Source organism: Mesorhizobium sp. B1-1-5, assembly GCF_006443065.1.
Taxonomy (GTDB): domain Bacteria; phylum Pseudomonadota; class Alphaproteobacteria; order Rhizobiales; family Rhizobiaceae; genus Mesorhizobium.
This window is the reverse complement of the sequence record NZ_VFWS01000068.1, coordinates 1-26,621: the sequence shown is the minus strand read 5'-3', so window position 1 is coordinate 26,621 and position 26,621 is coordinate 1. Positions and strand designations below refer to the sequence as shown.

29 protein-coding genes and 3 pseudogenes are annotated in these 26,621 nt (G+C 63.2%); 12 read left to right on the top strand and 20 right to left on the bottom strand.

Annotation, left to right across the window (positions count from 1 at the left end):
* Window positions 1-597: pseudogene (locus FJ980_RS19625) on the bottom strand (exopolyphosphatase); the annotation flags it as partial.
* Window positions 594-2,789 carry an RNA degradosome polyphosphate kinase gene (locus tag FJ980_RS19620; RefSeq protein ID WP_140545464.1) on the bottom strand — a complete coding sequence of 732 codons (2,196 nt, stop codon included), beginning with the start codon at window positions 2,787-2,789 and terminating at the stop codon, window positions 594-596. The gene FJ980_RS19620 and the pseudogene FJ980_RS19625, both read right to left, overlap by 4 nt.
* Window positions 2,790-3,041: 252 nt before the next feature.
* Here FJ980_RS19620 and FJ980_RS19615 point away from each other — a divergent pair, with 252 nt between their 5' ends.
* A complete protein-coding gene (locus tag FJ980_RS19615; protein WP_027169907.1) occupies window positions 3,042-3,287 on the top strand; it encodes a zinc-finger domain-containing protein in 246 nt (81 codons plus the stop codon).
* Between the two features lie 15 nt (window positions 3,288-3,302).
* Complete coding sequence (locus FJ980_RS19610) at window positions 3,303-4,535, top strand: FAD-dependent monooxygenase (protein ID WP_140545463.1); 1,233 nt, start codon at window positions 3,303-3,305, stop codon at window positions 4,533-4,535.
* Window positions 4,536-4,774: 239 nt separating this feature from the next.
* Here the strand turns inward: FJ980_RS19610 and FJ980_RS19600 are convergent.
* The 5 genes and pseudogenes from FJ980_RS19600 to FJ980_RS19580 form a co-directional block, all read right to left on the bottom strand.
* Window positions 4,775-5,428 (bottom strand): annotated as a pseudogene (locus tag FJ980_RS19600) (TIGR02117 family protein); the annotation flags it as partial.
* Between the two features lie 172 nt (window positions 5,429-5,600).
* On the bottom strand, window positions 5,601-6,404 hold the full coding sequence (locus tag FJ980_RS19595; RefSeq protein WP_095768430.1) for an amino acid ABC transporter ATP-binding protein: 804 nt from the start codon (window positions 6,402-6,404) through the stop codon (window positions 5,601-5,603).
* A 14-nt stretch (window positions 6,405-6,418) separates the two neighbouring features.
* Window positions 6,419-7,576 carry an amino acid ABC transporter permease gene (locus tag FJ980_RS19590; protein WP_140545462.1) on the bottom strand — a complete coding sequence of 386 codons (1,158 nt, stop codon included), beginning with the start codon at window positions 7,574-7,576 and terminating at the stop codon, window positions 6,419-6,421.
* Window positions 7,577-7,580: 4 nt separating this feature from the next.
* Complete coding sequence (locus FJ980_RS19585; protein WP_140545461.1) at window positions 7,581-8,768, bottom strand: amino acid ABC transporter permease; 1,188 nt, start codon at window positions 8,766-8,768, stop codon at window positions 7,581-7,583.
* Between the two features lie 62 nt (window positions 8,769-8,830).
* Entirely contained in the window at window positions 8,831-9,859 is a 1,029-nt protein-coding gene (locus FJ980_RS19580; RefSeq protein WP_140545460.1) for an amino acid ABC transporter substrate-binding protein, read from the bottom strand.
* A 466-nt stretch (window positions 9,860-10,325) separates the two neighbouring features.
* On the opposite strand from FJ980_RS19580, the gene FJ980_RS19575 reads away from it, so the two are divergent.
* From FJ980_RS19575 to FJ980_RS19555, 5 genes are all read left to right on the top strand, one after another.
* The gene (locus tag FJ980_RS19575; RefSeq protein ID WP_140545459.1) at window positions 10,326-11,498 is read left to right on the top strand and encodes a cystathionine beta-lyase; all 1,173 of its coding nucleotides are present in this window, start codon (window positions 10,326-10,328) and stop codon (window positions 11,496-11,498) included.
* A 144-nt stretch (window positions 11,499-11,642) separates the two neighbouring features.
* Window positions 11,643-12,341 carry an RNA polymerase sigma factor gene (locus tag FJ980_RS19570; protein ID WP_140545458.1) on the top strand — a complete coding sequence of 233 codons (699 nt, stop codon included), beginning with the start codon at window positions 11,643-11,645 and terminating at the stop codon, window positions 12,339-12,341.
* 93 nt (window positions 12,342-12,434) lie between these two features.
* The gene (locus FJ980_RS19565; protein ID WP_140545457.1) at window positions 12,435-12,959 is read left to right on the top strand and encodes a DUF4142 domain-containing protein; all 525 of its coding nucleotides are present in this window, start codon (window positions 12,435-12,437) and stop codon (window positions 12,957-12,959) included.
* 92 nt (window positions 12,960-13,051) lie between these two features.
* Window positions 13,052-13,342 (top strand): cupredoxin family copper-binding protein, encoded by a 291-nt coding sequence (locus FJ980_RS19560; protein WP_246676467.1) that lies wholly within the window; start codon window positions 13,052-13,054, stop codon window positions 13,340-13,342.
* Window positions 13,343-13,668: 326 nt separating this feature from the next.
* A complete protein-coding gene (locus FJ980_RS19555) occupies window positions 13,669-14,754 on the top strand; it encodes an HPP family protein (RefSeq protein WP_140545455.1) in 1,086 nt (361 codons plus the stop codon).
* A gap of 102 nt (window positions 14,755-14,856) precedes the next feature.
* Here FJ980_RS19555 and FJ980_RS19550 read toward each other — a convergent pair whose 3' ends face one another.
* Both FJ980_RS19550 and FJ980_RS19545 read right to left on the bottom strand, forming a co-directional pair.
* Window positions 14,857-16,080, bottom strand: coding sequence for an anion transporter (locus tag FJ980_RS19550; protein ID WP_140545454.1), 1,224 nt, complete (start codon window positions 16,078-16,080; stop codon window positions 14,857-14,859).
* Between the two features lie 683 nt (window positions 16,081-16,763).
* Entirely contained in the window at window positions 16,764-16,928 is a 165-nt protein-coding gene (locus tag FJ980_RS19545) for a DUF3309 family protein (RefSeq protein ID WP_095768421.1), read from the bottom strand.
* Between the two features lie 202 nt (window positions 16,929-17,130).
* Here FJ980_RS19545 and FJ980_RS19540 point away from each other — a divergent pair, with 202 nt between their 5' ends.
* From FJ980_RS19540 to FJ980_RS19525, 4 genes are all read left to right on the top strand, one after another.
* Window positions 17,131-17,298 (top strand): Thivi_2564 family membrane protein, encoded by a 168-nt coding sequence (locus FJ980_RS19540; RefSeq protein WP_140545453.1) that lies wholly within the window; start codon window positions 17,131-17,133, stop codon window positions 17,296-17,298.
* A 47-nt stretch (window positions 17,299-17,345) separates the two neighbouring features.
* Window positions 17,346-17,651 (top strand): hypothetical protein, encoded by a 306-nt coding sequence (locus FJ980_RS19535; RefSeq protein WP_181181257.1) that lies wholly within the window; start codon window positions 17,346-17,348, stop codon window positions 17,649-17,651.
* 120 nt (window positions 17,652-17,771) lie between these two features.
* Entirely contained in the window at window positions 17,772-18,212 is a 441-nt protein-coding gene (locus FJ980_RS19530; RefSeq protein ID WP_140545452.1) for a GFA family protein, read from the top strand.
* A 540-nt stretch (window positions 18,213-18,752) separates the two neighbouring features.
* Complete coding sequence (locus FJ980_RS19525; protein WP_140545451.1) at window positions 18,753-19,298, top strand: hypothetical protein; 546 nt, start codon at window positions 18,753-18,755, stop codon at window positions 19,296-19,298.
* Window positions 19,299-19,324: 26 nt separating this feature from the next.
* On the opposite strand, the gene FJ980_RS19520 is transcribed toward FJ980_RS19525, so the two are convergent.
* Window positions 19,325-19,585, bottom strand: a complete 261-nt coding sequence (locus tag FJ980_RS19520) for a hypothetical protein (RefSeq protein ID WP_140545450.1) — start codon at window positions 19,583-19,585, stop codon at window positions 19,325-19,327.
* Between the two features lie 171 nt (window positions 19,586-19,756).
* On the opposite strand from FJ980_RS19520, the gene FJ980_RS19515 reads away from it, so the two are divergent.
* Complete coding sequence (locus FJ980_RS19515) at window positions 19,757-19,951, top strand: hypothetical protein (RefSeq protein WP_127235553.1); 195 nt, start codon at window positions 19,757-19,759, stop codon at window positions 19,949-19,951.
* A 110-nt stretch (window positions 19,952-20,061) separates the two neighbouring features.
* Here the strand turns inward: FJ980_RS19515 and msrA are convergent, their stop codons facing one another.
* The 10 genes and pseudogenes from msrA to FJ980_RS19460 form a co-directional block, all read right to left on the bottom strand.
* A complete protein-coding gene (gene msrA, locus FJ980_RS19510; RefSeq protein ID WP_140545449.1) occupies window positions 20,062-20,583 on the bottom strand; it encodes a peptide-methionine (S)-S-oxide reductase MsrA in 522 nt (173 codons plus the stop codon).
* Between the two features lie 155 nt (window positions 20,584-20,738).
* Window positions 20,739-21,059: a hypothetical protein gene (locus FJ980_RS19505; protein ID WP_140545448.1), complete on the bottom strand. Its 321-nt coding sequence runs from the start codon at window positions 21,057-21,059 to the stop codon at window positions 20,739-20,741.
* Window positions 21,059-21,253, bottom strand: coding sequence for a hypothetical protein (locus FJ980_RS19500; RefSeq protein ID WP_140545447.1), 195 nt, complete (start codon window positions 21,251-21,253; stop codon window positions 21,059-21,061). Before FJ980_RS19500 ends, FJ980_RS19505 begins: the two co-directional genes overlap by 1 nt.
* Window positions 21,238-21,477, bottom strand: coding sequence for an ABC transporter permease (locus FJ980_RS19495; protein WP_140545446.1), 240 nt, complete (start codon window positions 21,475-21,477; stop codon window positions 21,238-21,240). The genes FJ980_RS19500 and FJ980_RS19495 overlap by 16 nt, the downstream gene beginning before the upstream one ends.
* A 109-nt stretch (window positions 21,478-21,586) precedes the next feature.
* Window positions 21,587-21,790: a hypothetical protein gene (locus tag FJ980_RS19490; protein WP_140545445.1), complete on the bottom strand. Its 204-nt coding sequence runs from the start codon at window positions 21,788-21,790 to the stop codon at window positions 21,587-21,589.
* Window positions 21,787-22,533, bottom strand: coding sequence for a glycosyl hydrolase 108 family protein (locus tag FJ980_RS19485; RefSeq protein WP_140545444.1), 747 nt, complete (start codon window positions 22,531-22,533; stop codon window positions 21,787-21,789). Before FJ980_RS19485 ends, FJ980_RS19490 begins: the two co-directional genes overlap by 4 nt.
* Window positions 22,534-22,807: 274 nt before the next feature.
* Window positions 22,808-23,506, bottom strand: coding sequence for a hypothetical protein (locus FJ980_RS19480; RefSeq protein ID WP_140545443.1), 699 nt, complete (start codon window positions 23,504-23,506; stop codon window positions 22,808-22,810).
* A gap of 671 nt (window positions 23,507-24,177) precedes the next feature.
* On the bottom strand, window positions 24,178-24,867 hold the full coding sequence (locus FJ980_RS34725; RefSeq protein ID WP_181181258.1) for a hypothetical protein: 690 nt from the start codon (window positions 24,865-24,867) through the stop codon (window positions 24,178-24,180).
* A 152-nt stretch (window positions 24,868-25,019) separates the two neighbouring features.
* Window positions 25,020-25,316 (bottom strand): annotated as a pseudogene (locus tag FJ980_RS35965) (terminase family protein); the annotation flags it as partial.
* Between the two features lie 137 nt (window positions 25,317-25,453).
* Window positions 25,454-26,455 carry a bestrophin family ion channel gene (locus tag FJ980_RS19460; protein ID WP_140545442.1) on the bottom strand — a complete coding sequence of 334 codons (1,002 nt, stop codon included), beginning with the start codon at window positions 26,453-26,455 and terminating at the stop codon, window positions 25,454-25,456.
* Window positions 26,456-26,621 lie beyond the last annotated feature (166 nt).

Below are 26,621 nucleotides of genomic sequence, written 5' to 3'. Positions count from 1 at the left end.
CTTCAGAAGCTTCGCCCGCGCCAGTTCCTGGCGCGCGATCTTCTGCGCCTGAACGAGCGAGTTCCGGGCCATGTCCTGCCGGCGCAGGCCGCCGAGCGGCAACGTGATGCCGTCGCCCATCGCTTCGCCATTGATGTCGATCAGCTCGAGGCTGCCGCCGCCAAGGTCGCCGGCGATGCCATTGGCCGGATGGAAACCGGAAATGACGCCGAGCGCCGAATAATAGGCCTCCTGACGGCCGGTGAGCACGCGGATCTCGGTCCTCAGCACCTCCTCGGCGCGGTGGATGAAATCGGGGCCGTTGCCCGCCTCGCGCGCGGCGGCTGTCGCCAGCACATAGATGTGCTCGGCACCCGCCTGGTCCGAGAGCGCGCGGAAACGGCGGAATTCCTCCATCGAGCGCGTCACCGCCTCGGGATCGAGCTTGCCCGTCGAAACGATGCCGCGGCCGAGGCCGGCCAGCATCTTCTCGTTGAACAGAAGCGTGGGCGAGCGCGCCAGCCCCTCATAGACGACAAGGCGGATCGAGTTCGATCCGATGTCGATGATCGACAGCGGCCGCCGGTCCTGAAGCCGGCCCTGGGAAACTGCGATCACGCGGCGCTGTTCTTCTTGCGGCGCTTGAACTGGGCAATGCGCTTGGGTGCATGCGATTTCAGCGCGTCGCCCCGCCCGGAGAGGCTCGGATTGGTCATGAAATATTCCTGCGCGTTGAACGGCTCCTCGCCCTCCTCCAGCACAGCGCGCCGGGAGGTGCCATCAGCCAATACGTCGAAACTTTGCTGGTTGTCCATGATGTTGCCCAGCATGATCTGGCCAAGCACCTGTTCATGCACAGTTGGATTGGTGATCGGCACCAGGGTCTCGACGCGGCGGTCGAGATTGCGCGGCATCATGTCGGCCGACGAGATATAGACGACCGCCTCGTCGGACGGCAGGCCGTGGCCGTTGCCGAAGCAGAAGATGCGGCTGTGCTCGAGGAAGCGGCCGACGATCGATTTCACCCTGATATTCTCGGACAGACCCGGCACCTGCGGCCGCAGACAACAGATGCCGCGCACGACGAGGTCGACCTCGACGCCGGCGCGGCTGGCGTCGTAAAGCGCGTCGATGATGGTCGGATCGACCAGCGCGTTCATCTTCATCCAGATGCGCGCCGGCCGGCCGTCGCGGGCATGAACGATCTCGTCCGAGATGTGTTTCAGGATGCGCTTGCGCAGCGTAAAGGGCGATACAGCAAGGCGCATCTCCTCGGCGGGCTCGGCATAGCCGGTGATGAAATTGAAGAGCTGCGCGACATCGCGCGCGATCGTCGGGTCGGTGGTGAAGAAGGACAGGTCGGTGTAGATACGGGCGGTAACCGGGTGGTAGTTGCCGGTGCCGAGATGCACGTAGTTGCGCAGCCGGCCATCCTCGCGGCGCACGATCAAAGACATCTTGGCGTGGGTCTTCAGCTCCAGGAAGCCGAACACGACCTGCACGCCGGCGCGTTCGAGGTCGCGCGCCCAGCGGATATTGGCCTCCTCATCGAAGCGCGCCTTGAGCTCGACAAGCGCCGTGACCGACTTGCCGGCCTCGGCGGCGTCGATCAGCGCGCGCACGATCGGGCTGTCGTTAGAGGTGCGATAGAGCGTCTGCTTGATCGCCACCACTTCCGGGTCGGCGGCGGCCTGGCGCAGGAACTGCACCACCACGTCGAAGGACTCGTAGGGGTGATGGACGACGATGTCCTTCTCGCGGATGGCGGCGAAGCAGTCGCCGCCATGCTCGCGGATGCGCTCGGGAAAGCGCGGATTGTAGGGTGTGAATTTGAGGTCGTCGCGCGGGATGGCGACAATCTCGGATATCTGGTTGAGCGCCAGCGGACCGGTGAGCACGCTGATGCGGCTCGACGACACGCCGAGCTCGCCGGCGACGAAGTCCCGCAACGCGGCCGGCATCAGCGTGTCGAATTCGATGCGGATCACCGAGCCGCGGCGGCGCCGCTTCAGCGCCGTTTCGAACAGGCGCACCAGGTCTTCCGACTCTTCCTCGACCTCGATGTCGCTGTCGCGGATGATGCGGAACGTGCCGGAGCCCTTGACCTCGTAGCCGGGGAAAAGCTTGCCGATATAGATGCCGACCACTTCCTCCAGCGGAATGAAGCGGACATGGTTCTTGCGGTCGGGCAGGCGGATGAAACGCCTGAGCGCCACCGGCAGGCGCAGCAGCGCGCTCATCTCCTCGCCATTCTTGCGATGGCGCAATTGCAGGGCGATGGAAAAGCCGAGATTGGGGATGAACGGAAACGGATGCGCCGGATCGATCGACAGCGGCGTCAGCACCGGGAAAACCTGTTCCTGGAAATGCTCCTCCAGCCAGGCCTTCTCATCCTTGGTCAGCGCGTCGCGGGTGATGCTCTCGATGCCTTCCTTGTTGAGCAGCGTCATCAGCGCCGAGAGGCTCTTCTGCTGGTCTTCCTGCAGGCGCTCGACCTCCCGCAGCAATTGTTCCAGCTGCTGCTCGGGCGTGCGCCCGTCCGGGCTCTTCAGCGCGATGCCCTCGCGGACCTGGCCGGCAAGGCCGGCGACGCGGACCATGAAGAACTCGTCGAGATTGGCGGCCGAGATCGACAGGAAGCGGACGCGCTCGAGCAGCGGATGATGCTCGTTCAGCGATTCCTCCAGCACGCGGCGGTTGAATTGCAGCCAGGAGAATTCGCGGTTGACGAAACGATCGGGATTGCCGCCGTCGGGGCTTGCCGCCTCGACGGTGATGAACTCGCTCTGCACCGGCTTCAGTTCGTTCATGGTTTCCTGCTCTTGCCCGCAACCGTCCCTAGGGCGGCGCCGCATATTGCCGTTCAATGACGCTCTAGCATGTCTTTATGACGCATGATCGTCACGGAATCGCTCCGACACCGCCCCATGCGCTTAACCGGCTCAACTTATCCTCTGCCAGCCTTTTGCGACAGTTTGATTTCATCGATCTTGCAAACTGGCCTGTTATGCTCCAGATGCAGACTGGTCACACCCACTGGCCGAACCCAATTGGAGACGACGATGGCAGGCGGCAGCATTCCCCATTTCCAGAACGACGCGGGCCATCCCGTCATCGAGATCGGCGTCAAGGAATTCATGTGCACCGGCGCCAACCCGCCTTTCGACCATCCGCACGTGTTCCTCGACATGGGCGACGACAATGAAAAGGTCTGCCCCTACTGCTCGACGCTCTACCGCTATTCACCATCGCTGAAGGCGACGGAAACGCAGCCGGCCGGCTGCCTCTATGTCGACCAGGCCGCCTGATCGCCCCGATCAACCATGACTGAAATAAGGTCCCGGCAGATCGTCATCGCCGGGGCTGGCATTGCCGGGCTCGTGGCGGCGCTTGCCTTTGCCGAGCGTGGCTTCCCGGTAACACTGTTCGAGCAGGCCAGGCAACTCGAAGCGGCCGGCGCCGGCCTCCAGCTTTCCCCCAACGCGACCCGGATCCTGCGGCGGCTCGGCGTGCTCGATCGCCTGCTGCCCAACGCGATCCGGCCGCAAGCGGTGGTGCTGAAGGACGCAAGGAGCCTGCGAGAGCTGGCGCGCGTGCCGCTTGGGGAAGCCGCGGAAAAGCGCTGGGGCGCGCCCTATCTCGTGGCGCACCGCGCCGACCTGCAGGCGGCGCTGATGGCGGCAGTGGCGGAACAGCCCGGTATCGTGCTTGTCACCGGCGCGCGCGTTACCGGCATTGCCGTCGACCCGCAAAGCGTTACCGCGACGGTCGAGATCGACGGCAAGGCGACGGATGTCGCATGCGGTTTGCTGGTTGGAGCCGACGGCGTCTGGTCGTCGGTCCGCGCCAAGCTTGCCCGGACGGCCGGCTTCGCAGGAAGCCGCTTTTCGGGCGAGCTCGCCTGGCGCGCGACGGTCCCGGCGGACAGCGCCGCCGGCCAGGCATTTATGCAAATCGGAGCCACCGACAGCGTCACCACCTTCCTGCATCCCGGCTTCCACATGGTCGCCTATCCAGTGAGCAAGGGCAGCGCCGTCAACCTTGCCGCCTTCACCAGGGGCGAGCGCATCGCCGAAGGCTGGTCCGGCCATGCGGACCCTGCGATTCTTTCAGCTGCCATGCGAGGCACGGCGGCAGTGCTGGCAGAGCTGGCGGCGCTTGCCGGGCCGTGGACAGCCTTCCCCATCCACACGGTCGCGCAGCGGCGCTGGACCATGGCGGAGGGAGTAGCACTGATCGGTGACGCCGCACACGCCATGACGCCCTTCGCGGCGCAAGGCGCGGCCATGGGGATCGAGGACGCCGCTATGCTCGCCAATCTCGTTGCCGACTTCCCCGGCGATCCAGCTCGAGGCCTTGCCATCTGGGAAAATCTCAGACGCCCGCGCGTCGAGAAGGTGCTGAAACGCGGCGCTCTCAATCGGCTGGCCTGGCACGCCTGGGGACCGGTGGCGATCACACGCAATCTGGTGCTGGCGGCGCGACCGGCGGAAAAGCTCGCGGCGGACCTGGACTGGCTCTACGGGTGGGAGGAGCGGGAGGTTGTGCGGCGGTAAGCTCGGGTTTGGTTGCAATCAGCAAGGCTGGCGGGACAGCGCCCCCCTCTGTCCTGCCGGACATCTCCCCACTTGGGGGGAGATCAGATGTCACGACGGCTTTCGCCAACCTCCAACGTCGCAGGAGAAGCGCCGACCGCGAAACCGCCAATCTCCCCCCTTGTGGGGGAGATGTCCGGCAGGACGGAGGGGGGCGCGAAGGAATGAGACGCTCGCCAATCGGCGCTAATTATAAAGTGTAGCGACCACCCCAGCGATACCGGCAGCGGATTCCACCAACCTGTCCGGATGCCAGCAGTGCGCAGTGCCGCCGCCGTCCAGGTGTTGCAGCCGACCAGCGCGTTGAACTGGCCGTTGGCTTCGTAAAAGCGGTCGAAGCTCGAGTAGCCGGCATTGTCGATGGCGACTGGGCCGTTTGGGCCGCTCCGAAAGCTTGAGACGATATAGTCGAGCAGCGCTGAAAAATGCGCCGCGTCGATATCGAAGATTGCGACATCCGGGTGCGGTTCTTTGATCGCCCCCGCAGCATCGACATGCATCACCGAGGCGTCCAGCGTCAGCGCCTTCAGCACCGGCACCGCTTTGAGTTCCGACCAGGTCGGCGTCTCCAGATAGAAGGCGCGGCCGCCCCAGCCGAAGACGATGTAGCGCGCCTCCGGAGCCTCGATCGGCAGGCCGGCATCGGCCAGGAAGGCAAAGCGTTGGCGCACGTCATCATCGACCGGTATCGCAATGTCGGTGTGAATCGGATTCCTCAACACCAATATACGCCGCGTCCCCTCGCCTTCGGCCCGTGCCGCCGGCCAGAGCGGACGCGGCACCAGCGTGCCGAGTGCGGCGGCAAGCACCGCCGCTCCCAACAGCATCACCATGTATCGCAGGACTCGTCTCATCGGGTGCGGTGGTTCCGTCTTGTCTGCGTCAACCCCAGGAAAACCTGGACGATCAGGCTAGACGATTTCGGAGCGTCAACCAAAAATGAGCCGAACCTAGTCCGATCGCCCGAATGCAAAAAAAGCCCGGCTGTTTCCAGCCGGGCTTCCGAAAATTTAGCGTCGCGCCCGCTCAGTGCAGGATCTGGCTGAGGAAGAGCTTTGTGCGTTCATGGCGCGGATGGTCGAAGAATTCGGCCGGCGTGTTCTGCTCGACGATCTGGCCTTGATCCATGAAGATCACGCGGTTGGCGACCTTGCGGGCAAAGCCCATCTCGTGGGTGACGCAGAGCATCGTCATGCCCTCTTCCGCCAGCCCCACCATCGTCTCCAGCACTTCCTTGATCATCTCCGGATCGAGCGCCGAGGTCGGCTCGTCGAAGAGCATGATGCGCGGGTTCATGCACAGCGAGCGTGCGATCGCCACGCGCTGCTGCTGACCGCCGGAGAGCTGGCCCGGATATTTGTTGGCCTGCTCGGGGATCTTGACGCGCTTGAGGAAATGCATGGCGATCTCCTCGGCCTGCTTCTTCGGCATCTTGCGCACCCAGATCGGCGCCAGCGTGCAGTTCTCCAGGATGGTCAAATGCGGGAACAGGTTGAAATGCTGGAACACCATGCCGACCTCGCGGCGCACCTCGTCGATCTTCTTCAGATCGTTGGTGAGTTCCTTGCCGTCGACGATGATCTTGCCTTTCTGGTGCTCTTCCAGCCGGTTGATGCAGCGGATCATGGTCGACTTGCCGGACCCGGACGGACCGCAGATGACGATACGCTCGCCGCGCATCACCTTGAGGTTGATGTCCTTCAGCACATGGAACTCGCCATACCATTTGTGCATGCCGACGATGTCGATGGCGACATCGGTGGTGGAGATGTGCATCTTGGCGGCGTTGACCTTGATTTCTTCCGCGCTGACGGCGTTTTCGGTGGCCATAACCTGTTCCCTTTTTATCGTTTATAACCGGTGTCGAGCCGGCGTTCGGTGTACATTGAATAGCGCGACATGCCGAAGCAGAACAGCCAGAAAACGAAGGCGGCAAAGATCAGGCCGGACCTCGCGGTCTGCGGGGTCGCCCAGTTTGCATCGGCGAAATTCTGCTTCACCACGCCGAGCAGGTCGAACATCGAGATGATCAGGACCAGGCTGGTGTCCTTGAACATGCCGATGAAGGTGTTGACGATGCCCGGGATGACCAGCTTCAGCGCCTGCGGCAGCACGATCAGGCTCATCTTCTGCCAGTAGCCGAGGCCGAGCGAATCGGCCCCCTCATACTGGCCCTTCGGGATCGCCTGCAAGCCGCCGCGAATCACTTCGGCCATATAGGCGGCGGCAAACAGCGACACACCGATTAACGCACGCAGATACTTGTCGAAGGTAACGCCCGCGGGCAGGAACAGCGGCAGCATGACACTGGCGAAGAACAGCACGGTGATCAACGGAATGCCGCGCACCGTCTCGATGAAGACGATACAAAGCCATTTGATGATCGGCATCTTCGAACGGCGCCCGAGCGCCAGCACGATGCCCAAAGGCAGCGACACCGCAATGCCGACGAAGGAGAGGCTGAGCGTCACGAGAAGCCCGCCCCAGCGCGAGGTCTCGACGACCGGCAGGCCGAACACGCCGCCAAGCAGCAGGAAAAAGGCGACGATCGGCAGCGCTACGAACAGCAGCATCGCATTCAATCCCTTGCGCGGCACGCGCGGGATCAGCATCGGCACCAACAGCGCCACGAACAGGATGGCGACCAGGATCGGCCGCCAGCGCTCCTCGATCGGATAGGTGCCGAACATGAACTGGCCGAACTTGGCGTTGACGAAGGCCCAACAGGCACCGGTCCAGCCGTCGGGCTGGATGCCGCCTTGCGTGACGGTGGTGCAGACGGTGCGATCCGGCCCGGTCCACTGGGCATTGAGGAAGGCCCAGCTGATGACCTGCGGCAGGATCCAAAGCACGATGGCGATGCCGAGGATTGTGAGGACGATGTCGCCGACCGAACCGATAAGGTTCTTGCGCACCCAGGCATAGGCGCCGCGTTCGGTAGGCGGCGCCGGCTGGGCAAGCGCCATCTCGGTGCGCACCCAGGACATGTCATGTTCCTGCATGGCCCTACCTCTCCACCAGCGCCATTCTGGCATTGACGATATTCATGACAAAGGACGTCACCAGGCTCAGTACCAGATAGGCGATCATCATGATGAACACGCCCTCCACCGCCTGCCCGGTCTGGTTGAGCACGGTGCCGGCGGTGGCGGTAAGGTCCGGATAGCCGATGGCGATCGCCAGCGAGGAGTTCTTGGTCAGGTTGAGATATTGGCTGGTGAGCGGCGGGATGACTATGCGCATCGCCTGCGGGATGACCACCAGCCGCAGGATCGGACCGGAGCGGAGGCCGAGCGCCGCCGCTGCTTCGCTTTGCCCTTTGTTGACGCCTCTGATGCCGGCGCGCACGATCTCGGCGATGAAGGCCGCCGTGTAGAAGGAGAGCGCCAGCAAGAGCGACAGGAATTCCGGCTTGACCCAGAAGCCACCGGTCAGGTTGAAGGTCGACTGCTTCGGAAAATCGAAGGTGAGCGGCATCCCGCCGAGCAGGAAGGCCAGCACCGGCAAGCCGACGATAAGCGCGACCGATGTCCAGAAGACCGGAAACTGCTGGCCTGTCGCCTTCTGCCGTTGTCGCGCTCTGTGGGCGACGAACCAGGCCATTGCAATGGCGAGCAGCAGTGCGACGCCGATCAGCCAGGAGCCATCGCCCCAAACGGCGCGCGGAAAATAGAAGCCGCGCTGGTTGAGGAACGAGCCGAAAGGCAGGTGGATGCTCTCGCGCGGCGGCGGCAGCACGGCCAGCACGCCGGAATACCAGAAGAAGATAACCAGCAGCGGCGGGATGTTGCGGAAGATCTCGACATAGACCGTGCAGATCTTGCGGATCAGCCAGTTCTGCGACAGGCGGCCGATGCCGATGGCGAAGCCCACGATGGTCGCAAGCACGATGCCGACGACGGCGACGATGATGGTGTTGAGCAAACCGACGACCAGCGCGCGGAAATAGGTCGAGTCGGACGTATAGGCGATCGGCGTGTCGGAAATGTCGAAGCCGGCCCTGCTCCTGAGAAAACCGAAGCCCGACGCGATGTGCAAACGCTGGAGGTTTTCGATGACGTTGTGGACGATCCACCAGATCGAACTGAACAGCAGGATCACAACCAGCGTCTGAAAGAACAGGCTGCGTATTCTCGGGTCATTGATGAAGGAGCCGCGACTCGGCTCCTCGCGAAGGATTTCCTGCGAAGCCATGGACCGTCCTCTGGAAAGAGAAACCGGGAGACAGACGACCTGCCTCCCGGATCACGTTTCAATCAGCGGATCGGCGGACCGTATTGCAGGCCGCCCTTGGTCCACAGCGCGTTGATACCGCGCGCGATCTTGAGCGGGCTGCCCGAGCCGACATTGCGCTCAAACATTTCGCCGTAGTTGCCGACAGCCTTGACGATGTTGACGACAAAGTCGTTGGAGAGGCCGAGATCGGCACCATACTTGCCGTCCGGTTCAGTGCCGAGAAGGCGCTGGATGTTCGGGTCGGTCGACGTCTTCATCTCATCGACATTGGCCTGCGTGATGCCGGCTTCCTCGGCGTTGAGCAGCGCGAAATATGTCCAGCGCGCGATATGCGCCCACTGGTCGTCGCCCTGGCGCACGGCCGGGCCGAGCGGCTCCTTGGAGATGATCTCGGGCAGCACGACATGGTCGGCCGGCGAGGACAGCGTCAGACGGATACCATAAAGGCCGGACTGGTCGGTGGTGTAAGCATCGCAGCGGCCGGCGTCATAGGCCGCGTTGACCTCTTCGAGTTTTTCGAACACGACGGGGTTGTACTCCATCTTGTTCTTCTTGAAGTAGTCGGCGAGGTTGAGCTCGGTGGTGGTGCCGCTCTGCACGCACACGGCGGCGCCCGAAAGCTGCAGCGCGGAGTTCACGCCGGGCAGCTTCTTGGCGTTGATCATGAAGCCCTGGCCGTCATAGTAGGTGATGCCGACAAAATCGAGGCCGAGCGCGCTGTCGCGGTTGCTGGTCCAGGTGGTGTTGCGCGACAGGATGTCGATCTCGCCCGACTGCAAGGCGGTGAAACGCTCCTTGGCGCTGAGCGGCGTGAACTTGACTTTGGAGCCGTCACCGAAGACGGCGGCCGCAACGGCGCGACAGAAGTCCGCGTCGATGCCCTTCCAGTCGCCCTTGTCGTCCGGCGCCGAGAAGCCGGCGAGGCCGGTCGAGACGCCGCACTGGATAAAGCCCTTCTGCTTCACGGTATCGAGCGTGCCGGCCGAAGCGGCAGACGCCATGAACCCGAGCGCGGCGACGCCAAGAATGCCGATTGCAATGTGTTTCATGACCCACAGACCCTTTTCTGTTACAGGCGCCCCTATCGCCAGGCGACGCTTGATCTTTTTTCGTTTGTGAATGCAGCTCCCACTCCAAGGCCCACTCCCGGGATCCGCATCGATTGCCGATGCGCTGCCTCCCATTCACGAAACGCATCGAAGGCGATTATTCCTGTGAGGTCAAGGGAAATGACCGATTCCAGGGAGGTTTGAAAAGCAATTGGCGCAAATGCCTGAATTGCGGACAAGAGCACATGAAACCGGCAGGCCATGCGGACAAATCAGCCAAGTCGCGCCGTCGCGAATCCGTGGTCTGGCGGCAGAATCCGCTGCGGCACTAGCGGTGCTTTACTGGGATTGCGCGCCTTTGGATTGGCCCAGCGGAAGACTGGCTTTTGGCGGGCGCGGCGCGGTTGCGCCGGCTTTGCCGCCGCTTTATGGCTGGTTCCTGACATCATTCGACAGGCGACGAACCATGGCTAGAGACGGCATCGAGATGGGCATCAATACGCTGCTTGCCCATTCCGGCAACAACCCACGCGACTATTTCGGCTTCGTCAACCCGCCGGTCGTGCATGCCTCGACGGTGCTTTATCCCGACGCCGCTTCGATGGCCGGGCGCAGCCAGAAATACACTTACGGCACGCGCGGCACGCCGACGATGGACGCGCTGACGCTCGCCGTCGATGCGCTGGAAGGCTCGGCCGGCACGATCGCGGTGCCTTCCGGGCTGGCGGCGGTGACGGTGCCGCTGCTCACCTTCCTTGCCACGGGCGATCACTTGTTGATCGTCGACAGCGTCTACCACCCGACGCGCCACTTCGCCGACACGATGCTGAAGCGGCTCGGTGTCGAGATCGAATATTACGAGCCGCGCATCGGCGCCGGCATCGCTTCGCTGATCAAGCCAAACACAAAGGTGGTGTTCACCGAATCGCCGGCATCGAACACCTATGAGGTGCAGGACATCCCGGCGATCTCCAAGGCGGCACATGCGGCGAACGCCATCGTGATGATGGACAACACCTGGGCGACGCCGCTCTATTTTAAGCCGCTCGACCATGGCGTCGACATCTCCATCCACGCGGCAACGAAATATCCGGGCGGCCATTCCGACGTGCTGCTCGGCCTGGTTTCGGCCAACGACGCCTGCTGGACGAAACTTTATGACGGGTTTTGCACGCTGGGCTGCTGTTCCGGTCCCGACGATATCTACCAGGTGCTGCGCGGCCTGCGCACGATGGGCGTGCGGCTCGAGCATCACCGCAAGAGCGCGCTCGACATCGCGCGCTGGCTGGAGGAGCAGCCTGGCATCGCGCAGGTGCTGCATCCGGCGCTGGAAAGCCATCCCGACCATGCGCTCTGGAAGCGCGATTTCTGCGGCTCGAGCGGAGTCTTCTCGATCGTGCTCAACGGCGGCGGCCAGAAGGCCCAGCACGCCTTTCTCGACGCGCTCAAGATCTTCGGCCTCGGTTATTCCTGGGGCGGCTATGAAAGCCTCGCCGTTCCGGTCTTCCTCGGCGACCGCATGCTTGCCAAAAGCTCATATGCCGGCTCGCTGATCCGCCTGCAGATCGGGCTCGAGGATGTCGAAGATCTCAAGGCCGACATTCTGCGCGGGCTCGCGGCGGCCGCCGCAGCCGGATGACAGGCTGATCGGCACGGAAATCCGCACCGGCGGCAGACAAGCCCCGGTCGAAGCGTTAGCATGGTCCGTGCAACCAGCTCGGGAACCTTTTGTCGGCAGGCGCATCCAACCGTGGATGCAACATCTGTCGGGAGATCGGGCGCGATGATAAAGCCCGCCATCGAAACTGCCGAGGTCGGTACGGCCGAAGCCGGCGACATGGCATTGGTTCGCCGGGCGCTTGCGCGCGATCCGAATGCGTTCCGTGCCATTATCAAGACGTACAACCAGCGACTCTACCGCATCGCGCGCGGCGTGGTGCGCAATGACGCGGAGGCCGAGGACATCGTGCAGGAGGCCTATTTGCGCGCCTTCGCCAGTCTCAGCAGCTTTCGCGGCGAGGCTTCGCTCTCCACCTGGCTGTCGCGCATCGTCATCAACGAAGCGCTCGGCCGGCTGCGCAAGCGCAAGCGCGTCGCGGCGATGGATGAGAACCCGGAGGCGCAGATCATCCGGTTTCCCTTGAATCCAACCGACTTGAACCCAGGCGACGATCCGGAGCGGACCATGGCGCAGCGGCAGATTCTGAGGCTTGTCGAACGAGCGACCGACAGCCTTCCCGATGTCTATCGCACCGTCTTCGTCGCCCGCGTCATCGAGGGCCTGAGCATCGAGGAAACCGCCGATTTTCTCGGCGTGAGGCCCGAGACGGTGAAGACCAGGCTGCACCGGGCGCGAATGCTGCTGCGAAAGGCACTGGACGACGAGATCGGTCCGGTGCTGCTCGACGCCTTCCCCTTTGCAGGCCGGCGTTGCGAGCGGCTGACGCAGGCGGTGATGAAGAGGCTGGATTTCGAGGGCTAACTTTCCCGGGAACGTTTCGACGCGTTCGGCATCCAATCTACCGTCAACCTCAAATGAAGCCCGAGGCCAGCGCCGCCGGGCGAAGGAGATGCCATGTTCATGCGATCAACCGCCGCCCTCGCCGCCCTTTTCTTCGTGAGCACGGCGCCGCTGGCGCTAGGCGCCGAAAAGCCCACCGACCCGCAGATCGCCCACATTGCCTATACGGCCGGCACGCTCGACATCGAAGCGGCCAAGCTGGCGATCAAGAAGTCCAAGAACAACGAGGTCGTCGACTTCGCCAAAGACATGGAGCGCGACCATGAGGCGGTGAACAAGCAGGCGCTCGACCTCGTGAAGAAGCTGAAGGTCACGCCCGAGGACAACGACACCAGCAAGGCCCTGACCAAGGCTGCGAAGGAAGAACGCGCCAAGCTGGCGAAGCTGAAAGGGGCTGCCTTTGACAAGGCCTATATCGAGAACGAGGTGGCCTATCATAAGCAGGTCAACGGCGCGCTCGAAACCTTGCTCATCCCCTCGGCCAGCAATGCTGAGCTGAAGAGCCTGCTGGAGACCGGCCTCAAGGTTTTCCAGGGACATCAGCAGCATGCCGAACACGTCGCCGGCATGTTGAAATGAGGCTGCTATTGCTTTGTTTTGAGGCAATTCCTGACGGAAGGCTACGGCGAAGTCGCCGCGCCCAACCGTTTCACACTTTTCCAGGAATTGCTTTGCTCACCCTGGCGCTGGCCCTCATCGCATCGCCGGCGTCCACGACGACGATCGAGATAACGATCGACAAGCTGGTCTTCTCGCCGGCAAACATTCAGGCCAAGGTCGGCGATACGATCGAGTGGACGAACAAGGACGTGATCGCCCACACCGCGACGGTGAAAGGCGGCTGGGACGTGATGATCCCGATGAAGTCGAAGGGCAAGGTTACACTGAAGACGGCGGGGACAGTGGACTATTTCTGCCGCTTTCATCCCAACATGAAGGGCCATGTCGAGGTAGCTCCCTAGCTATCCGAGAGCGAGGCGCGCGCAGCGCCTCGCTTGACCTTGCAGCAATCCTCCCATGCCGAAAGCAGCCTCAGCGCCGCGCGCCGCACTCGCACGCTTTCGCCGAGGCTAGGACATTCGTGCGAATTGCCGAACCGACTCTGCAAACCGTCGTAAGGCTTGGCGCGATTAAGAAAGCCGAGGCCGCGGGCGGCGCGTCCTGCGCGGATCGCTGTGCAATAATATTCCCTTCAGCGGCGAATCTACGGATTGGTTTGGCTTTCAAATCCGCGGCTTCAGCGGCATTGCGGGCAACGCAATTCCACCTCTTCGATCCAGGGCCTGCCATGGCGTTTCGCCTTTTCGTTCCGATCCTTGCCGGCGCGACGCTTCGCGAACGGCTGCTTGCCTGCATCGGCGCTACCATCGGTATCGCGCTCACCGGCATGATTAGCGGGCTCGCCGTGGGTAGCGGCTCGCTTGTGGCGATGCTGGTGGCGCCAATGGGCGCTTCGGCGGTGCTGCTCTTTGCCGTTCCCTCGAGCCCGCTGGCGCAGCCCTGGTCGATCATCGGCGGCAACACGATTTCGGCGCTGGTCGGCGTGACGGTGGCGCATTTTGTGCATGACACGGTGATCGCCTCCGGCCTAGCGGTGGCGCTGGCGATCGCCGCCATGTCGTTCACGCGCTCATTGCATCCGCCGGGCGGCGCAGCGGCGCTTACCGGCGTGCTCGGCGGGCCGGCCGTAGCCGCCGCGGGCTTCCTGTTTCCCTTCGTGCCGGTAGCACTCAACTCGACCATCCTGGTTGCGCTCGGCTTCCTTTTCCACAAGCTGTCGCGGCGCAACTATCCCCATGTGCACGTGCCCACCGCCCGCGGCCACGGCACCGCCGACCGGCCGCCGGCCGAGCGCGTCGGCTTCCGGCCCGAGGATGTCGACGCCGCCCTCTCGGCGCTCGACGAGACCTTCGATATCGACCGTGACGACCTGGAGCGCCTGCTGCGCCAGGTCGAGTTGCAGGCCATGGTGCGCTCGCAGCGTACGCTGCTTTGCAAAGACATCATGTCGCGCGATGTGATCTCCGTGGCGGAAACGGCCTCGGCCGACGACGCGCGCAAACAGCTGATCGACCACAACATCCGCACCTTGCCGGTGATCGACGCGGACGGACGGCTCTCCGGCGCGGTCGGTCTGCGCGAGCTGACAAGGGCGACCGACACGGTCAAAGGGGTGATTTCCAAGGCCGGCACCGCCTCTCCCGACACGCCGGCGATGAGCCTGCTACCGGTGCTGACCGACGGGCGAAGCCATGCGGTGGTGATCGTCGATGCCGAGCGGCGCATCCTCGGCCTGATCACCCAGACCGACCTGCTTGCAGCCGCCGCGCGCCTGCAGCAGGCAGACAAGGCGGCGTTGAAAGCGGTGGCCTAAGCAAGGCCCTCACCCCGGCAGGCCGGCTGCCAGGTCGAGACGCTGCTCGCCGGTCATCTCGCCGCGGCGCTCTCGATCAGGCGGTCCGAAGGGACAGCGTCTTCAGTCCCAGGCCAGCCAGGCGGTTCCGGCAAGAAGCGTCACCAGCGTCAGCGGCAGGCCGACCTTGAAGAATGCGGAGAAGGAAAGCTCCTTGCCGGCAGCTTTTGCCTGTTCGGCGACTATCAGATTGGCAACCGAGCCGAGCAGCGTGAAATTGCCGGCAAGCGTCGAGCTCATCGCCACGACCAGCCAGGCGCGCCCCGGGTTTTCCAGCCCGGGGACAAAGGGCCGGAGCGCCAGCACCGCCGGCACATTGCTCATGATGTTGGAAAGCACCGCGGTGAAGCCGGAGAGCCGCCAGACATCGTCCAGACCGATGTTCTTGGCCCAGGCGATCATGTCGGGCGTGAGCAAGGTGCGCTCGGCACCCGCCACCACCACGAACAAGCCGGCGAACATGAAGAGCAGCGGTCCGTCGATCTCGCGGTAAATGCGCCGCGGCTTGATTGCCCGCGTGACCAGCAGGAAGGCGCCGGCAATGAGCGCCGCCTTCGCGACGGGAACGCCGGCGAAGAAGGCGAGCGCCAGCAGCATGCACACGATAGTGGCCTTCAGCACCTGCCCGGGCAGCATGCGGCCGCGATAGACTTCCGGGCTGAGTTCGGCAGGGCGGGAGAATTCGGCGCGGTAGACGATGCGCACGATGACGATGACGCAGAGCAGGCCGAACAGCGCCACCGGCGCGAGCGCCAGCGTGAAAGCCGGATAGGAAATGCCGGACAGCGCACCGATCACCATGTTCTGCGGGTTGCCTGTGATGGTGGCGACGCTGCCGCAGTTCGAGGCCGTGCAGGTAGCGATGAGGTAAGGCACCGGGTTGCGGTTGATGACTCGTGTGACGTGCACGACGATCGGCGCCATCACCAGGCAGATCGCGTCGTTGACCAGGAAGGCCGAGAGCGCGCCGGTCAGCAGCGTCACCATCACCAAAAGCATGAAGGGCGCGTGGGCATGCTCGATGGCAAAGCCGCCGAGCGCCCGAAACGCGCCCGAGACCTTCAGATGCGCCACGACGATCATCATGCCGAGCAGCAACGTGATGGTGTCGAAATTGATGGCTCTGTAGGCATCTTCGATGCCGATCGCGCCGATGGCGATCATGGCGGCGCCGCCCAGCAGCGCGATGCCGGCGCGGTCGAGCCGCAGGCCCGGAATGCGGCCGACGGCGACGCCGGCATAGGTGAGCACGAGGATGAAAAGCGCGCCCGCGCCGGTCCATGTCATTGCAAGAAGGTTCCCGTTGCCTGCCCTGTCCCGCCGGAATCGGTCGACGCACCGGGCGGCACCACATTTAACAAGGCCAGCGCAAAGGGAAAGCGCGCAAGCGCGTGAAAGCTTATGTCGCTTTCATGCCTTTCACATTCATAAACGCTAATGTAAAGAATGGTGAATTAACATATGTGACCGATAATCCAGGCGTTGGGGACTAAACGGATGAACACGGTCGTTGAAGCGGAACATAGCGTCCCGTCACGGGAGGAACTGATGCGTCCGCAGGAATGCCCCCGCTGTCACGGGGCCAAGAAGGTTTTCGTTTGCGCGCGCTGGCTGAGCTCGAACGGCCATTGCTGCCCAGGGGGCACGCACCGGCTGAATTGTCCGGGGCACAGTATCGCCTGCCTCGAATGCAGTGTGCGCGAGAGCTAGCGGGATTCGCGGATCTGCCGCCGATCGATCGCAACGCCGCCGAATCTTGTTCTATGGCAGCAATGATCATCTGACTGGGACGCGCCCTGCGACGGCAAACACTTCCGCTCCTTGCGGTCGTCGCGCTGATCGTCACCTTGCGCGCCAACTTCGCCGAAACGCAGATCGGGAACCGCAACGCCAGACGCGAAGCAATCGGCCGGCGGCGAAGCTGAGGGACGCGCTGGCGACGCCCTGAGGCCGGGTCGCGCCGTGGGCCGTCAGATGCGGCCGAGCAACACCAGGATGATCACGATGACCAGGACGAGTCCGAGGCCGCCGCCGCCATAATAGCCGGTGCCGTAGAAAGGCCCTCCGCCTAAGCCGCTGAAGCCGCCAAGTAGGGCAAGAATTAGAATGATGATGAGAATCGTGCCGAGGCCCATGGTTTCTTCCTCTCTGACAGTGCGATCCCGCGCATTGCTATCGAGGAAGTGAACTCGCAAGCCGCGCGCATGTTCCGCCGACGTCGAAGCCAGCTTCTGTTTTCGCACGACACGATCGGCGGCTCGATCCGCTTGGAACCATTTCGCAGCCGGCAACGTTGGAGCCTGCCCATCCGGGCAATCTTGGTAAGGAGGCAGGCATATGGGCGCATCGATCCTTATCGGCATATTGATCACCTTCCTGGTGGTGATCCTGGTGCTCTACCTCGTGCAACGCCTGCCGCTCGATGCCCGTGCGCGGCAAATCGCGCAGATCATCGTCATCATCATCGGAATCGTTTCGCTGCTCAAATATCTTGCGGTGTTCTAGCCGCGGTCCATATTCGACACCGGAAACTTCAAAAGCCCGGCGTCCCCATGAGAACCCTGTCGATCGCATTTGCCGCAGGCAAAATATTGTGCGCCGGCCCAATGTTGTGCACCGTGAGCGCTGCCTACGCCCGGCCGGACACGCGCGCGATGACTTGCGAGCAGACGCAGACACTCATCAAAAGCGATCGTGCCGTGGTCTTGAGCACGGGTCGGGATACCTATGACCGGTTCGTTCGGCAATTCGGCAATGAGTGCGACTGGCCGGAAGTGCCTGTGTCGACGACGGTTCCGACCAAGGACGGCGAGTGCCGCGTCTATCGGTGCGAGGAGCCGATCAACCTCCCCGACTGACCGGTGCTTCTTGCACGCAGGCGTGGAACCATCCCAACTTGTTGCGGGTTTTAGCAGCTGGCAGCGGGACCTGCCGGGCGAGGGAAATTGGCTCTGTGCATAACCGAGGGAGGAACGGCAATGCCTGAAATCGCGCGCAGCGGGAGTTGCCTGTGTGGCGGGGTGCAGTTCCGCGTCACTGGGGAGCCGCTCCGGGTCGGCCTCTGTCACTGCAAGGACTGCCGCAAGACAAGCGGATCGGCCTTCCATGCCTACGCCGTATGGCCGCTAAAAGCGTTCGAAACCACCGGCATCACCAGCAGCTATGGCACTCGGAGCTTTTGCCCCACCTGCGGAAGCCGCGTTCCGTTCGTCGGCGACGACGAGGCCGAAGTGACGATCGGTAGCCTGGACGTTGCGCCAACCGAAGGGCTGGTGCCGAGCTATGAGCTGTGGATCGGACGCCGCGAGCCCTGGTTGCAGGCCCTCCCCGCGGCGCGCCAGTTCGAGCATGACCGGATCGCCGATGATTCGGCCGCAAGCGCTGAAGCCGACCTGGAGCGGCGGCAAAGATTGGCTTAGTTTGATCTCTTGGCAGACTTTAGTCCGAACGACCTTCAGTCTGGTGACGGCTTCGGCACGTCCGGGAGGACGCCCGGCCGCGGACTGTTGCGCGAGCTCTTCTCGAAGTTTAGCGTTTTTCAACCACCGGTCGGTTTGCCGGTCAATCGGCTGACGCTAGCATTTGGATATGCTGCAAATATGAGGCGGTAAGCCGGCTTGGCTCCCTGCAGAAGCACGAAAAGAGTTTATTCTTTTTACAAAATATAAGAATTTTCAACCTGTTTCTTGCAGAAATACAACCTCAGGGATTGTTTTGCCTGCTTGCCCGCCGCGTTTTCGCGTGAAACGCCAAGCGGCAGTTGCAACATCATGGTGAAAATTCTTTCGGCTCAAGAAATTTCTCTTCGCCGTCTTTCCGGTTATACCGAACATGGCATCCCGAATTGCCACCGGCAGCAAGCCTTATGACTTCGGGCCTTGTACAAAAGGCCATGTTTGTTTCTTACCGATTTTGCGACATAGTGCTGCCAAAGCTTGAAACCGGACGGGGCGGTTTTCATGACGTCGGCGCCTGAACGCGACCGCAACATGCATATGCGGTATCCACCGATCGACGGGTTCTGGACCTGGGACATCAAGCGCGACCGCGTTTATGGCGACGCCAATCTTTCAGATTATTTCGGTCTGACACCCGATGAGTTCTCTCACGGCGCCTCGCTTGAACGATGCATGCAAAGCATCGATCGGGACGACCGCTCACGGGTTCGGCTGGCGATCCGCAAGGCCGTGGAGCGCAGGTCCGCATTCAGGGAGGTCTATAAGGTCCATTCCGAAAAGATGGGGTTGCGCAAGATCCTGGCCGTCGGCCAATGCTATGTTGACGGGACAGGCGAGGCAGCGCTCTATCCTGGCTGGTTCGTCGATTTGACGGGCGACGCCGCGTGCGAAGAGCAGGCGCTGCGCGAGATCCGCAACCATGTCGGGCAAGCCAAGGAGCTGGCGCGGTCGATCGGACACGAGCTGATGTCCTATCTCCTGGACAACATCGAGGAAGAGGTCGAGCAGCGGCTTGGCGCAAGGCCGGGGAGGCGAAGATCGTCTTGAAGCAGCTTTCGCCGATTGCTCGCGGGTCAATTTCGCTTGCCGCGCCGGCCGACTTCAGCCGCGACCATGCGCGCAAAATGCGACTGGGGCGACCGGCGCTCTATGAACTTGGCCCGCTCCAGGGCTGCATCGCCGTAAAATTCGATCAACACGCCGGCAGCCTTGGCGGCGTCGGCTCTCAATCGGCCCAAATCGGCTTGTCCGCTCTCGCTCGGGGGCTCGCTCCTGCCGATCACGTCAAGCATGGCTTGCAACTTGTCAGGAGTGCTGCCCTCGTCTTCGTGCATGGTCGCCATCCGATTGGGCGCGTAAAATATCGACATTTCCGCGCGATGTCCAACAGCTTCGTTGATCCGGCGTCCTCAGTGCAACCGAGTACAGCTTCACCGCGAGCGAGGCGATAATCTTCGTACAAGCATAGTGGGCCAAACTTACCACACCGACATTTGGGGGCACCCATGGACCAGCCTAGCAAAATGGAAAACCTGCAGTTCGCGCAGGGAATCCTGCGAGAACTTCGCCAGAAGGCGGAGGCCGATGGCGAGAAGCTTCTGACCTACCTGATCGACATGGCTTATCTCGAAGCTAGCGACCGCATCCGCGCCCACTGGATCGGCAGCCACGAACACGAAGGCCGCCGAGCCAAGGGCTGAGGCCCGCCGGGCCGGAACGACCGGCCGGAACGCAAAAAGCCCGCCATGCCTTCCGGCATAGCGGGCGGATCAAAGCGCGTGAAACCTATGTCAAACGCGGCGGTCGCTGATTATGACGCGGCCGCCTGTTGGCGAACCGGAAGCTTCCAGCCCGGCCGTGCGAAATGGCAGGTGTAGCCGTTGGGATAGCGCTCGAGGTAGTCCTGATGCTCGGGCTCGGCTTCCCAGAAGGGCCCGACCGGAGCGAGCTCAGTGACGACCTTGCCAGGCCACAGGCCGGACGCGTCGACATCGGCTATCGTGTCCTCGGCGATCCGCTTCTGCTCATCGCTGGAATAGAAAATCGCCGAGCGGTAGCTCGCGCCGATATCGTTGCCCTGGCGGTTCTTCGTCGTCGGATCGTGGATCTGGAAGAAGAATTCGAGCAGTGTGCGAAAGCTGGTCCTAGCCGGATCGAAGATGATCTCGATCGCCTCGGCGTGAGTGCCGTGGTTGCGGTAAGTGGCGTTGGGGACATCGCCGCCGCTGTAGCCCACGCGCGTCGAGATCACGCCGGGCAAGCGCCGGATCAGATCCTGCATGCCCCAGAAGCAGCCGCCGGCAAGGACCGCGCGCTCGGTGGAAGAAGCCATGTCGTACCTCCTTTGGATTGCTCCATAGATAGGCGTTGCGCCTGGATTCTTCCAGCGGCTCGATCGGGCCAACCGCTGACACCGGCATCTTGGTCCGGTGTGGACGATCCGACGGTCGACGTCTTGATGCCCTGCACGGTTTCGGCCCGCCGCGATCAGGAATCCGGCGTTTGTTTGAATCTTCGCACCACCACCTCGAAAACGATGTCCGAGATCCACATTGCCGAGACTCCGATGAGGAAGGCGGCGGCGAGCGTGGTGGTGTCGTCGGCGGCGGGGATCGGCAGGCCGCTTGCCCGGACCCAGGCGACGACAGGCAATGTCAGATAGGCGGCGGCCAAGGCGCCGCAGATGGGCGAGGCAATCATCTCGCGCAGCTTGTAGCGATGGCGCGACAGCGCCCGCAGCACGCCGCCGGCGAGCCCCGCTGCCACGACCTGGCCCTTGATGCCGAGAAGATCGAAAATGTCATGCATCACGGCCTCCAGCCGCAGAGTTTTTCGCCCTTGCGGTTGTGCGCAAGCAGCGCCCTCGCCTCCTGGTCGGACAAGGCATCGACCGCGCTGGCAGAGAGGCGCATTGGCGAGGCGACGGCGCAGAAACTGCCCCTGGCCGTGGTGCAGCCGGCGAGCGCGGCGACGATGGCGGCGACGATCAATCCCTTGCCCATGATTTCAGCTCCTTTCTGACCGCGTCAGCCGGCAAAGCGCCGACATCATTGTCGACCTGGTCGGCGACATCCCGGGCCGCGGCCTCGGCGTCGGCCTGCTTGCTGCGCTCGGCCCTTGCGCCGGCGAGGCGCTGGCTAAAACCCCAGCCGATCGCCCCGACAAGGCCGGCGGCGATCGCCAGGATTGTCGGATTGGTGAGAAGCCATGCCAGCAGCGCGCTCATAGCAGCGCTCCGATGAGAAGACCGGCGACAAAGCAGGCGGCGCCGATGACGACATACGGCCTGGCGGCTTCGATACAGGCGGTGAGCAGACCTTTCAGATTTTCCATGGTCAATGCTCCCAGCCGAACCGGCGCGCGAGCAGATGCCACCACTCGGCCGCTGCGGCGATGGCAAGACCGAGGCCAGTCTCCAGCGCCATTTGAATGTCGGGATCGGCGGAGAATGCCGAGGCGTCGTCGGCGCCCAGAAGGCCGCGCGCGACAAGCACGCCCGCGCCGTAGCGCAGGGCGATGCGGATGATGACGGCAATCATTGGCAGAACACTCCGAAAAGATTGCAGGGAAGATGCGCGGTCCAGGCGGCGAGCGAGCCGAGCGCCAGCGCGATCAGCGCGAGGACGCCGGCTACCTTGGCGGGCGATGCGGATTTGTGTGGCACAGCGGGCGCCTCGCCGGCGGAAGGCGATCCGGCGCCAGCAGGGGTTGCGGCTGGCGGGACGTCATCGGTGGACGCAGGCGAAGCGTATCCCTCAGTCGCCGACGGCGCGGCCGACATCAGCAGCGCCTGCCGGCGCACGGAGGCGACTCGGGCGCTCCAGCCCCGGCCGAAGCTCGGCCAAGTCAATAGTTTTTCCAGGAAGGCGAGCCGCGCGTCGCACAGCGCATCGATGACGACGCCGGCGGGTTTTGCCCTCACCGCCGCCAGCGTGGCCGGGCCAATGCGGCCATCCTGAACAACGCCGAGCACACCTTGAAGATACTTCGCCGCCCTGCCCGGCCCGCTGTTCACGGCGAAGTCGAAGAGCGCGTAGTCGATGCCGCCGGGGAGCTGAGCGCCCACTACAGCATCCCAATAGAAACGGCGGTAGACGGTGGCGACTTGGTCATCCGAGATGACGCGCAGATCGTCGTTCGTCGCGTCTGCTTTGACGTAGCGGCGGAAATTGGCGAGCGTCACGCCCTTCATGGTCGCACCGCCGGGGTCGGCGGGGTTGTCGGACCAACCGCCTTCGGAGGTGAGAACGAGCGAAAGGGCACGCGCAAAGTTGCGGTCCATGGGGGTTCCTTTCGGATTATGTTTTGGATATGGCCGGCGCCAAGAGAGGGCCGATGCGCGACGGCTTGACCTTGAGGCGCACCGATGTTCAGGCGGAGACGTTTGACGAGGCGGCGGCAACGCTCGGGCCGGTCAAGGCTGGGCTGGGCCGGGAGCCGACAGCGGCCGGACGAACTGGTTTTGGGCTGCTTAAGTGACGATCACTCGGCAGGAGCGAACGTTCTGCCCCTCATATGCCTGATGCCGACCAGTTCTCCCATGCCATCGAGTTCCATCAGGCAGCCATCTGGACAACCCAGTTGGTGCCGTCTGAAATCAGCAGCGCCCACTTCCCCGCAGTAGCGGCAAGGATAGCAGTTCCGGCCGCGCCACCCGCAAGCGGCACGACATTCGCCGAAGCAGAAACTGTCGTGAAGGCTACAGTCGTCTTGATAAGGATCTCACGGCCGGGCCAGCTGGACGCCGACGGTAGGGTGGCGACGCAACTTGACCCCTTCGTTACGATAATGCTGTTTTCCGCATCTCCAACCGTGAAGTCAGCACTTTTCGTGACTGGGCCTGAACGCCCAAAGCTGCCTGATACCATTGACATAAACCCCCTATTGTCGACGGTCACCCGATCGGTGACAGCGGCCGCGCCGTCAGAGGTCGTCGAAATTTTAACCTTACCAGGCATGTCCCCTACGCCGGGAGTGCCGTCCACCACAATGGAGATGGACGCGGCCGGCGGAGCGTTCACGCCATCATCGCCGTAGCCGATCACTGTCGCAAGAGTGTCACCGTTCTGAACGATCGCGCGCGCTCCCGGCGAGGTTCCTCGAGACTTGAACATCCCGATAGTGGAGCCCCCGACGGAATTGGCCCAACGATAGAAATTCCCTTGCGCGCCGCCGGCATCCGTGCCGTGGGATTGGAACTGCGGCGCCGAGGCGCTGGTCGCCCCCACTGCCACCGACGTGCCATAACCGAGCATGAACTTGCCGAGGAGGTAGGACAGGACGGCTGTGCCGAAGTTCCTCAGCAACCCTGAGGCTGGTTTCGCCCCGGTCCGCCCAATGACGTTGTTGGCGATAGCTCTACCGATCGCCCAACAGCCAGCGCCTGTAGGGTGTGCCGTGTCTTGCCACATAGCGGCGGAAGTCCAGCCGGGATAAACGAACTGGCGTGTCTCCGGCTCAACCTGCGCGCACTGCTGGAGGACGTATTCATCACGTCCTTACCGGAGGTGCCCCCCAAGACTTCCGGCATGAGCCCGCAAATGGTGACGGGCAGCTCGCGAGGATACCACGTCTCTCCGCGGAACCGGGTCTGTACTGTTTCGAAGTCCGTCTGATAGGTCGTTGGCGTTGCGATGTCGCCCTCGCCCTGCCACCACAGCATGTGGCTGATCTTCGACCGGCCGAGCAACGTCAACGCCGCTTCGACGTTGTTTTTGCAGTTCGCATACTGGTCCGGTGAAGATGCGCCCGCCTTCCACTGAGCGATCCCGTTCGGCGGTACCAGCAAGCCGACGCGGACCAGATAGACCTTGCGAAGCGGGTTATTCTCGGCAATTGCGGCAGCGAAAGAGTACGACGTGTTAATTTTCGTGCCGTCGAGCGCAGCAAACGCCGTCCCGGTCGTGCCGTCAATGCCGCTGTAATTCTAGTTGTAGAGGTTCGTCGGCGGCGTCCACAAATAGTTCTCCTCTTTGCCGATGTTCGATTGTCCTGTAGCGAGGATAACGATGGGATCTGTGGTGATCCCAGGCAGAGCCGCCGCCGCAGCAGCGGACGCCGCCGCCGAAGACGCGCTGCCCGCCGCCGCAGTGGCTGAATTCCCTGCATTGGTCGCTGCGGTCGAGGCTGTCGATGCTGACCCAGCAGCAGCCGTCGCCGACGTTGACGCGGCGCTTGCCGAGCCGGAGGCGGCCGTGGCCGAACCTGCCGCACTGGTGGCGCTGGTGGCCGCCGCGTTCTTGGAGGTGAGTGCTGCGGCCGCGCTCGCGGCGGCGGCATTGGCAGCATTCACTGCGCCGCCAAGCGTGTCCTGCGAGAGATAGAAACTGAGCACGATCGGGTCGGAGCCAATCACCGGATCCAGCGTCTCGAAGGCATAGACGCGATCGGCCGAGACCGTGCCCTCCTGCACATGTACCGTCGTGCCCTTCTGCATCGTGCGCGCGGTGCGGGCGTCGGCGGCGCGAAACCACTGGCCCTCGCTGGCGGTATAGATACCGTTCTGGGTCTGGTCGGCCTGGTCCTTGACCAGCACGCGGTCGCCAACTTGGGCGGCCACGCCGTCGATGGTCTGCAGGGCATAAAGGGTGATGTTCGCGGTCGTCGCCAGGCGCACGGGTTCGCGTTCGTGACGTAGACGACGTCCGCTTCGGTGTCCCAGGCAAGCTCGACCGCGGCCGACGGATGGTCCCAGCCGAAATCGAGCGCGCCGATGCGCGGCCACCAGCGCGGCAATTTGAACGGCTCGCAGGCGACCGTCTCCTCCGCCACCGGAAAGATGCGGCCGGAGCCCAGCACCGGAATGCCCTTCGCGCGCGCTTCGCGCTCGTGCTCGGGATAGGCGGCGACGATTTCGGCGCGCTGCTCGGGCGTGTAATGCCCGGCATCGTCGATGGTCATGAAGGTAACGTGGCGGGACATGGCAAACCTTTCCCTTCTCCCCTTGCGGGGTCCGAAGGACGGGGCGAGACCCGTGGCTCGCCCCGGGGCGGTGGATCGGCGCGCAGCGCCGAGACGGATGAGGGGTGTTCCAGCGGAGCGACGCGCTGGCGTTCCCCGGAGCACCCCTCATCCGGCCGCTTCGCGGCCACCGCCCGGCCTTTCGCAGGCTCAAGGCGTTCGAAGCTCGAAAAGCCAAGCAATCGGGTTTTCGTCCGCTAAACGGACCACTTCTCACCCGGCAAGGGGAGAAGGGAAGAGCTTCACGTCGCGATGTCGTTCACCGGCGCCAGCGGCGCGGGAAGCGCGGTCTCGCCAAGGCCACGGCGCAGCTCGATCTCGATGTCGCGGCAGATTTGCGAGATCGGCACGTCGTTGGCATTGCCTTCGAACGGATTGGCGCTGCTTTCGCCGACAAGATCCAGCGACATGTAGACCCAGCCCAGCAGCGCGCTGAACGGGATGGTCAGCCAGATCGAGATCCAGCCGAGCACGCCGCCCAGCTTGGCCATGTCGGCAAAGACCGGAACGACACCAAACGGCAGCAAGGTGCAGAAGATGATCATAAACATCGAGCTCACGATCGCGTATTGGCGCGGATAGGGATTGTTCTTGATGCGATCGCAACGCGCCTGCTGGTCCTGGAAGTCGCGTATCAGCTTGGTCAATTCGGAATAGACTTGCGTCGGAATGGCCGAGCTCTTCAACAAGCCGTTGACCACGGCCAATTGCCTGTCGAGAAGTTCTATCGCCGGCTGCGGCGATTTCAGCACGCTTTCGGCTTCCTCGCCGAGCAGCCTGCGCAGTTCCTCGGCAAGCGACGTCTTGTCCTCCTGGATTTGATAGCGGCGCCGACGGAATTCGATGTTGGCCGCTTTCGCCAGCGATTCCCAAGGCATCGGCCGCCGCAGCGAAAAGCGCAGCGCCGTCAGCCAGGCGAGATGGCGGTGGATCAGTTGCCGGGCGGCGGCCGCATCCATGAAATCGCGGCAGAAGCCGGACAGCATCCGGCTGCTGGCGGTGATCTGCGAAAAAGCCTGCAGAGCCTCGTTGGCGCGGGTGAAGACCTGAGAATTCTTGAAGCCGGTGACCAGCGACACCGTTGTGCCGAGCACCAGCACGACCGACCACGGCACCGAGAAGCCCGCGGTCGCCGGAAGGCGGTAGGCGGCGATCGCCAACCCACTCACCACGACCATGTAGATGACGCTGCGCCGCGACCAGAGCGCGAAGTCCAGCAATCTATAAGAACGGCCTACATACATTCCCGAAATCCCTCACGGCATGCAAATCGCGCGACCGCGCGTTCGCGCACCATAAGCGGTGGAAATCGTTTTGACAGGGCCTACGGCTTTCCCTTCTCCCCTTGTGGGAGAAGGTGGATCGGCGCGCAGCGCCGAGACGGATGAGGGGTGTTCCAGCGGAGTGAGA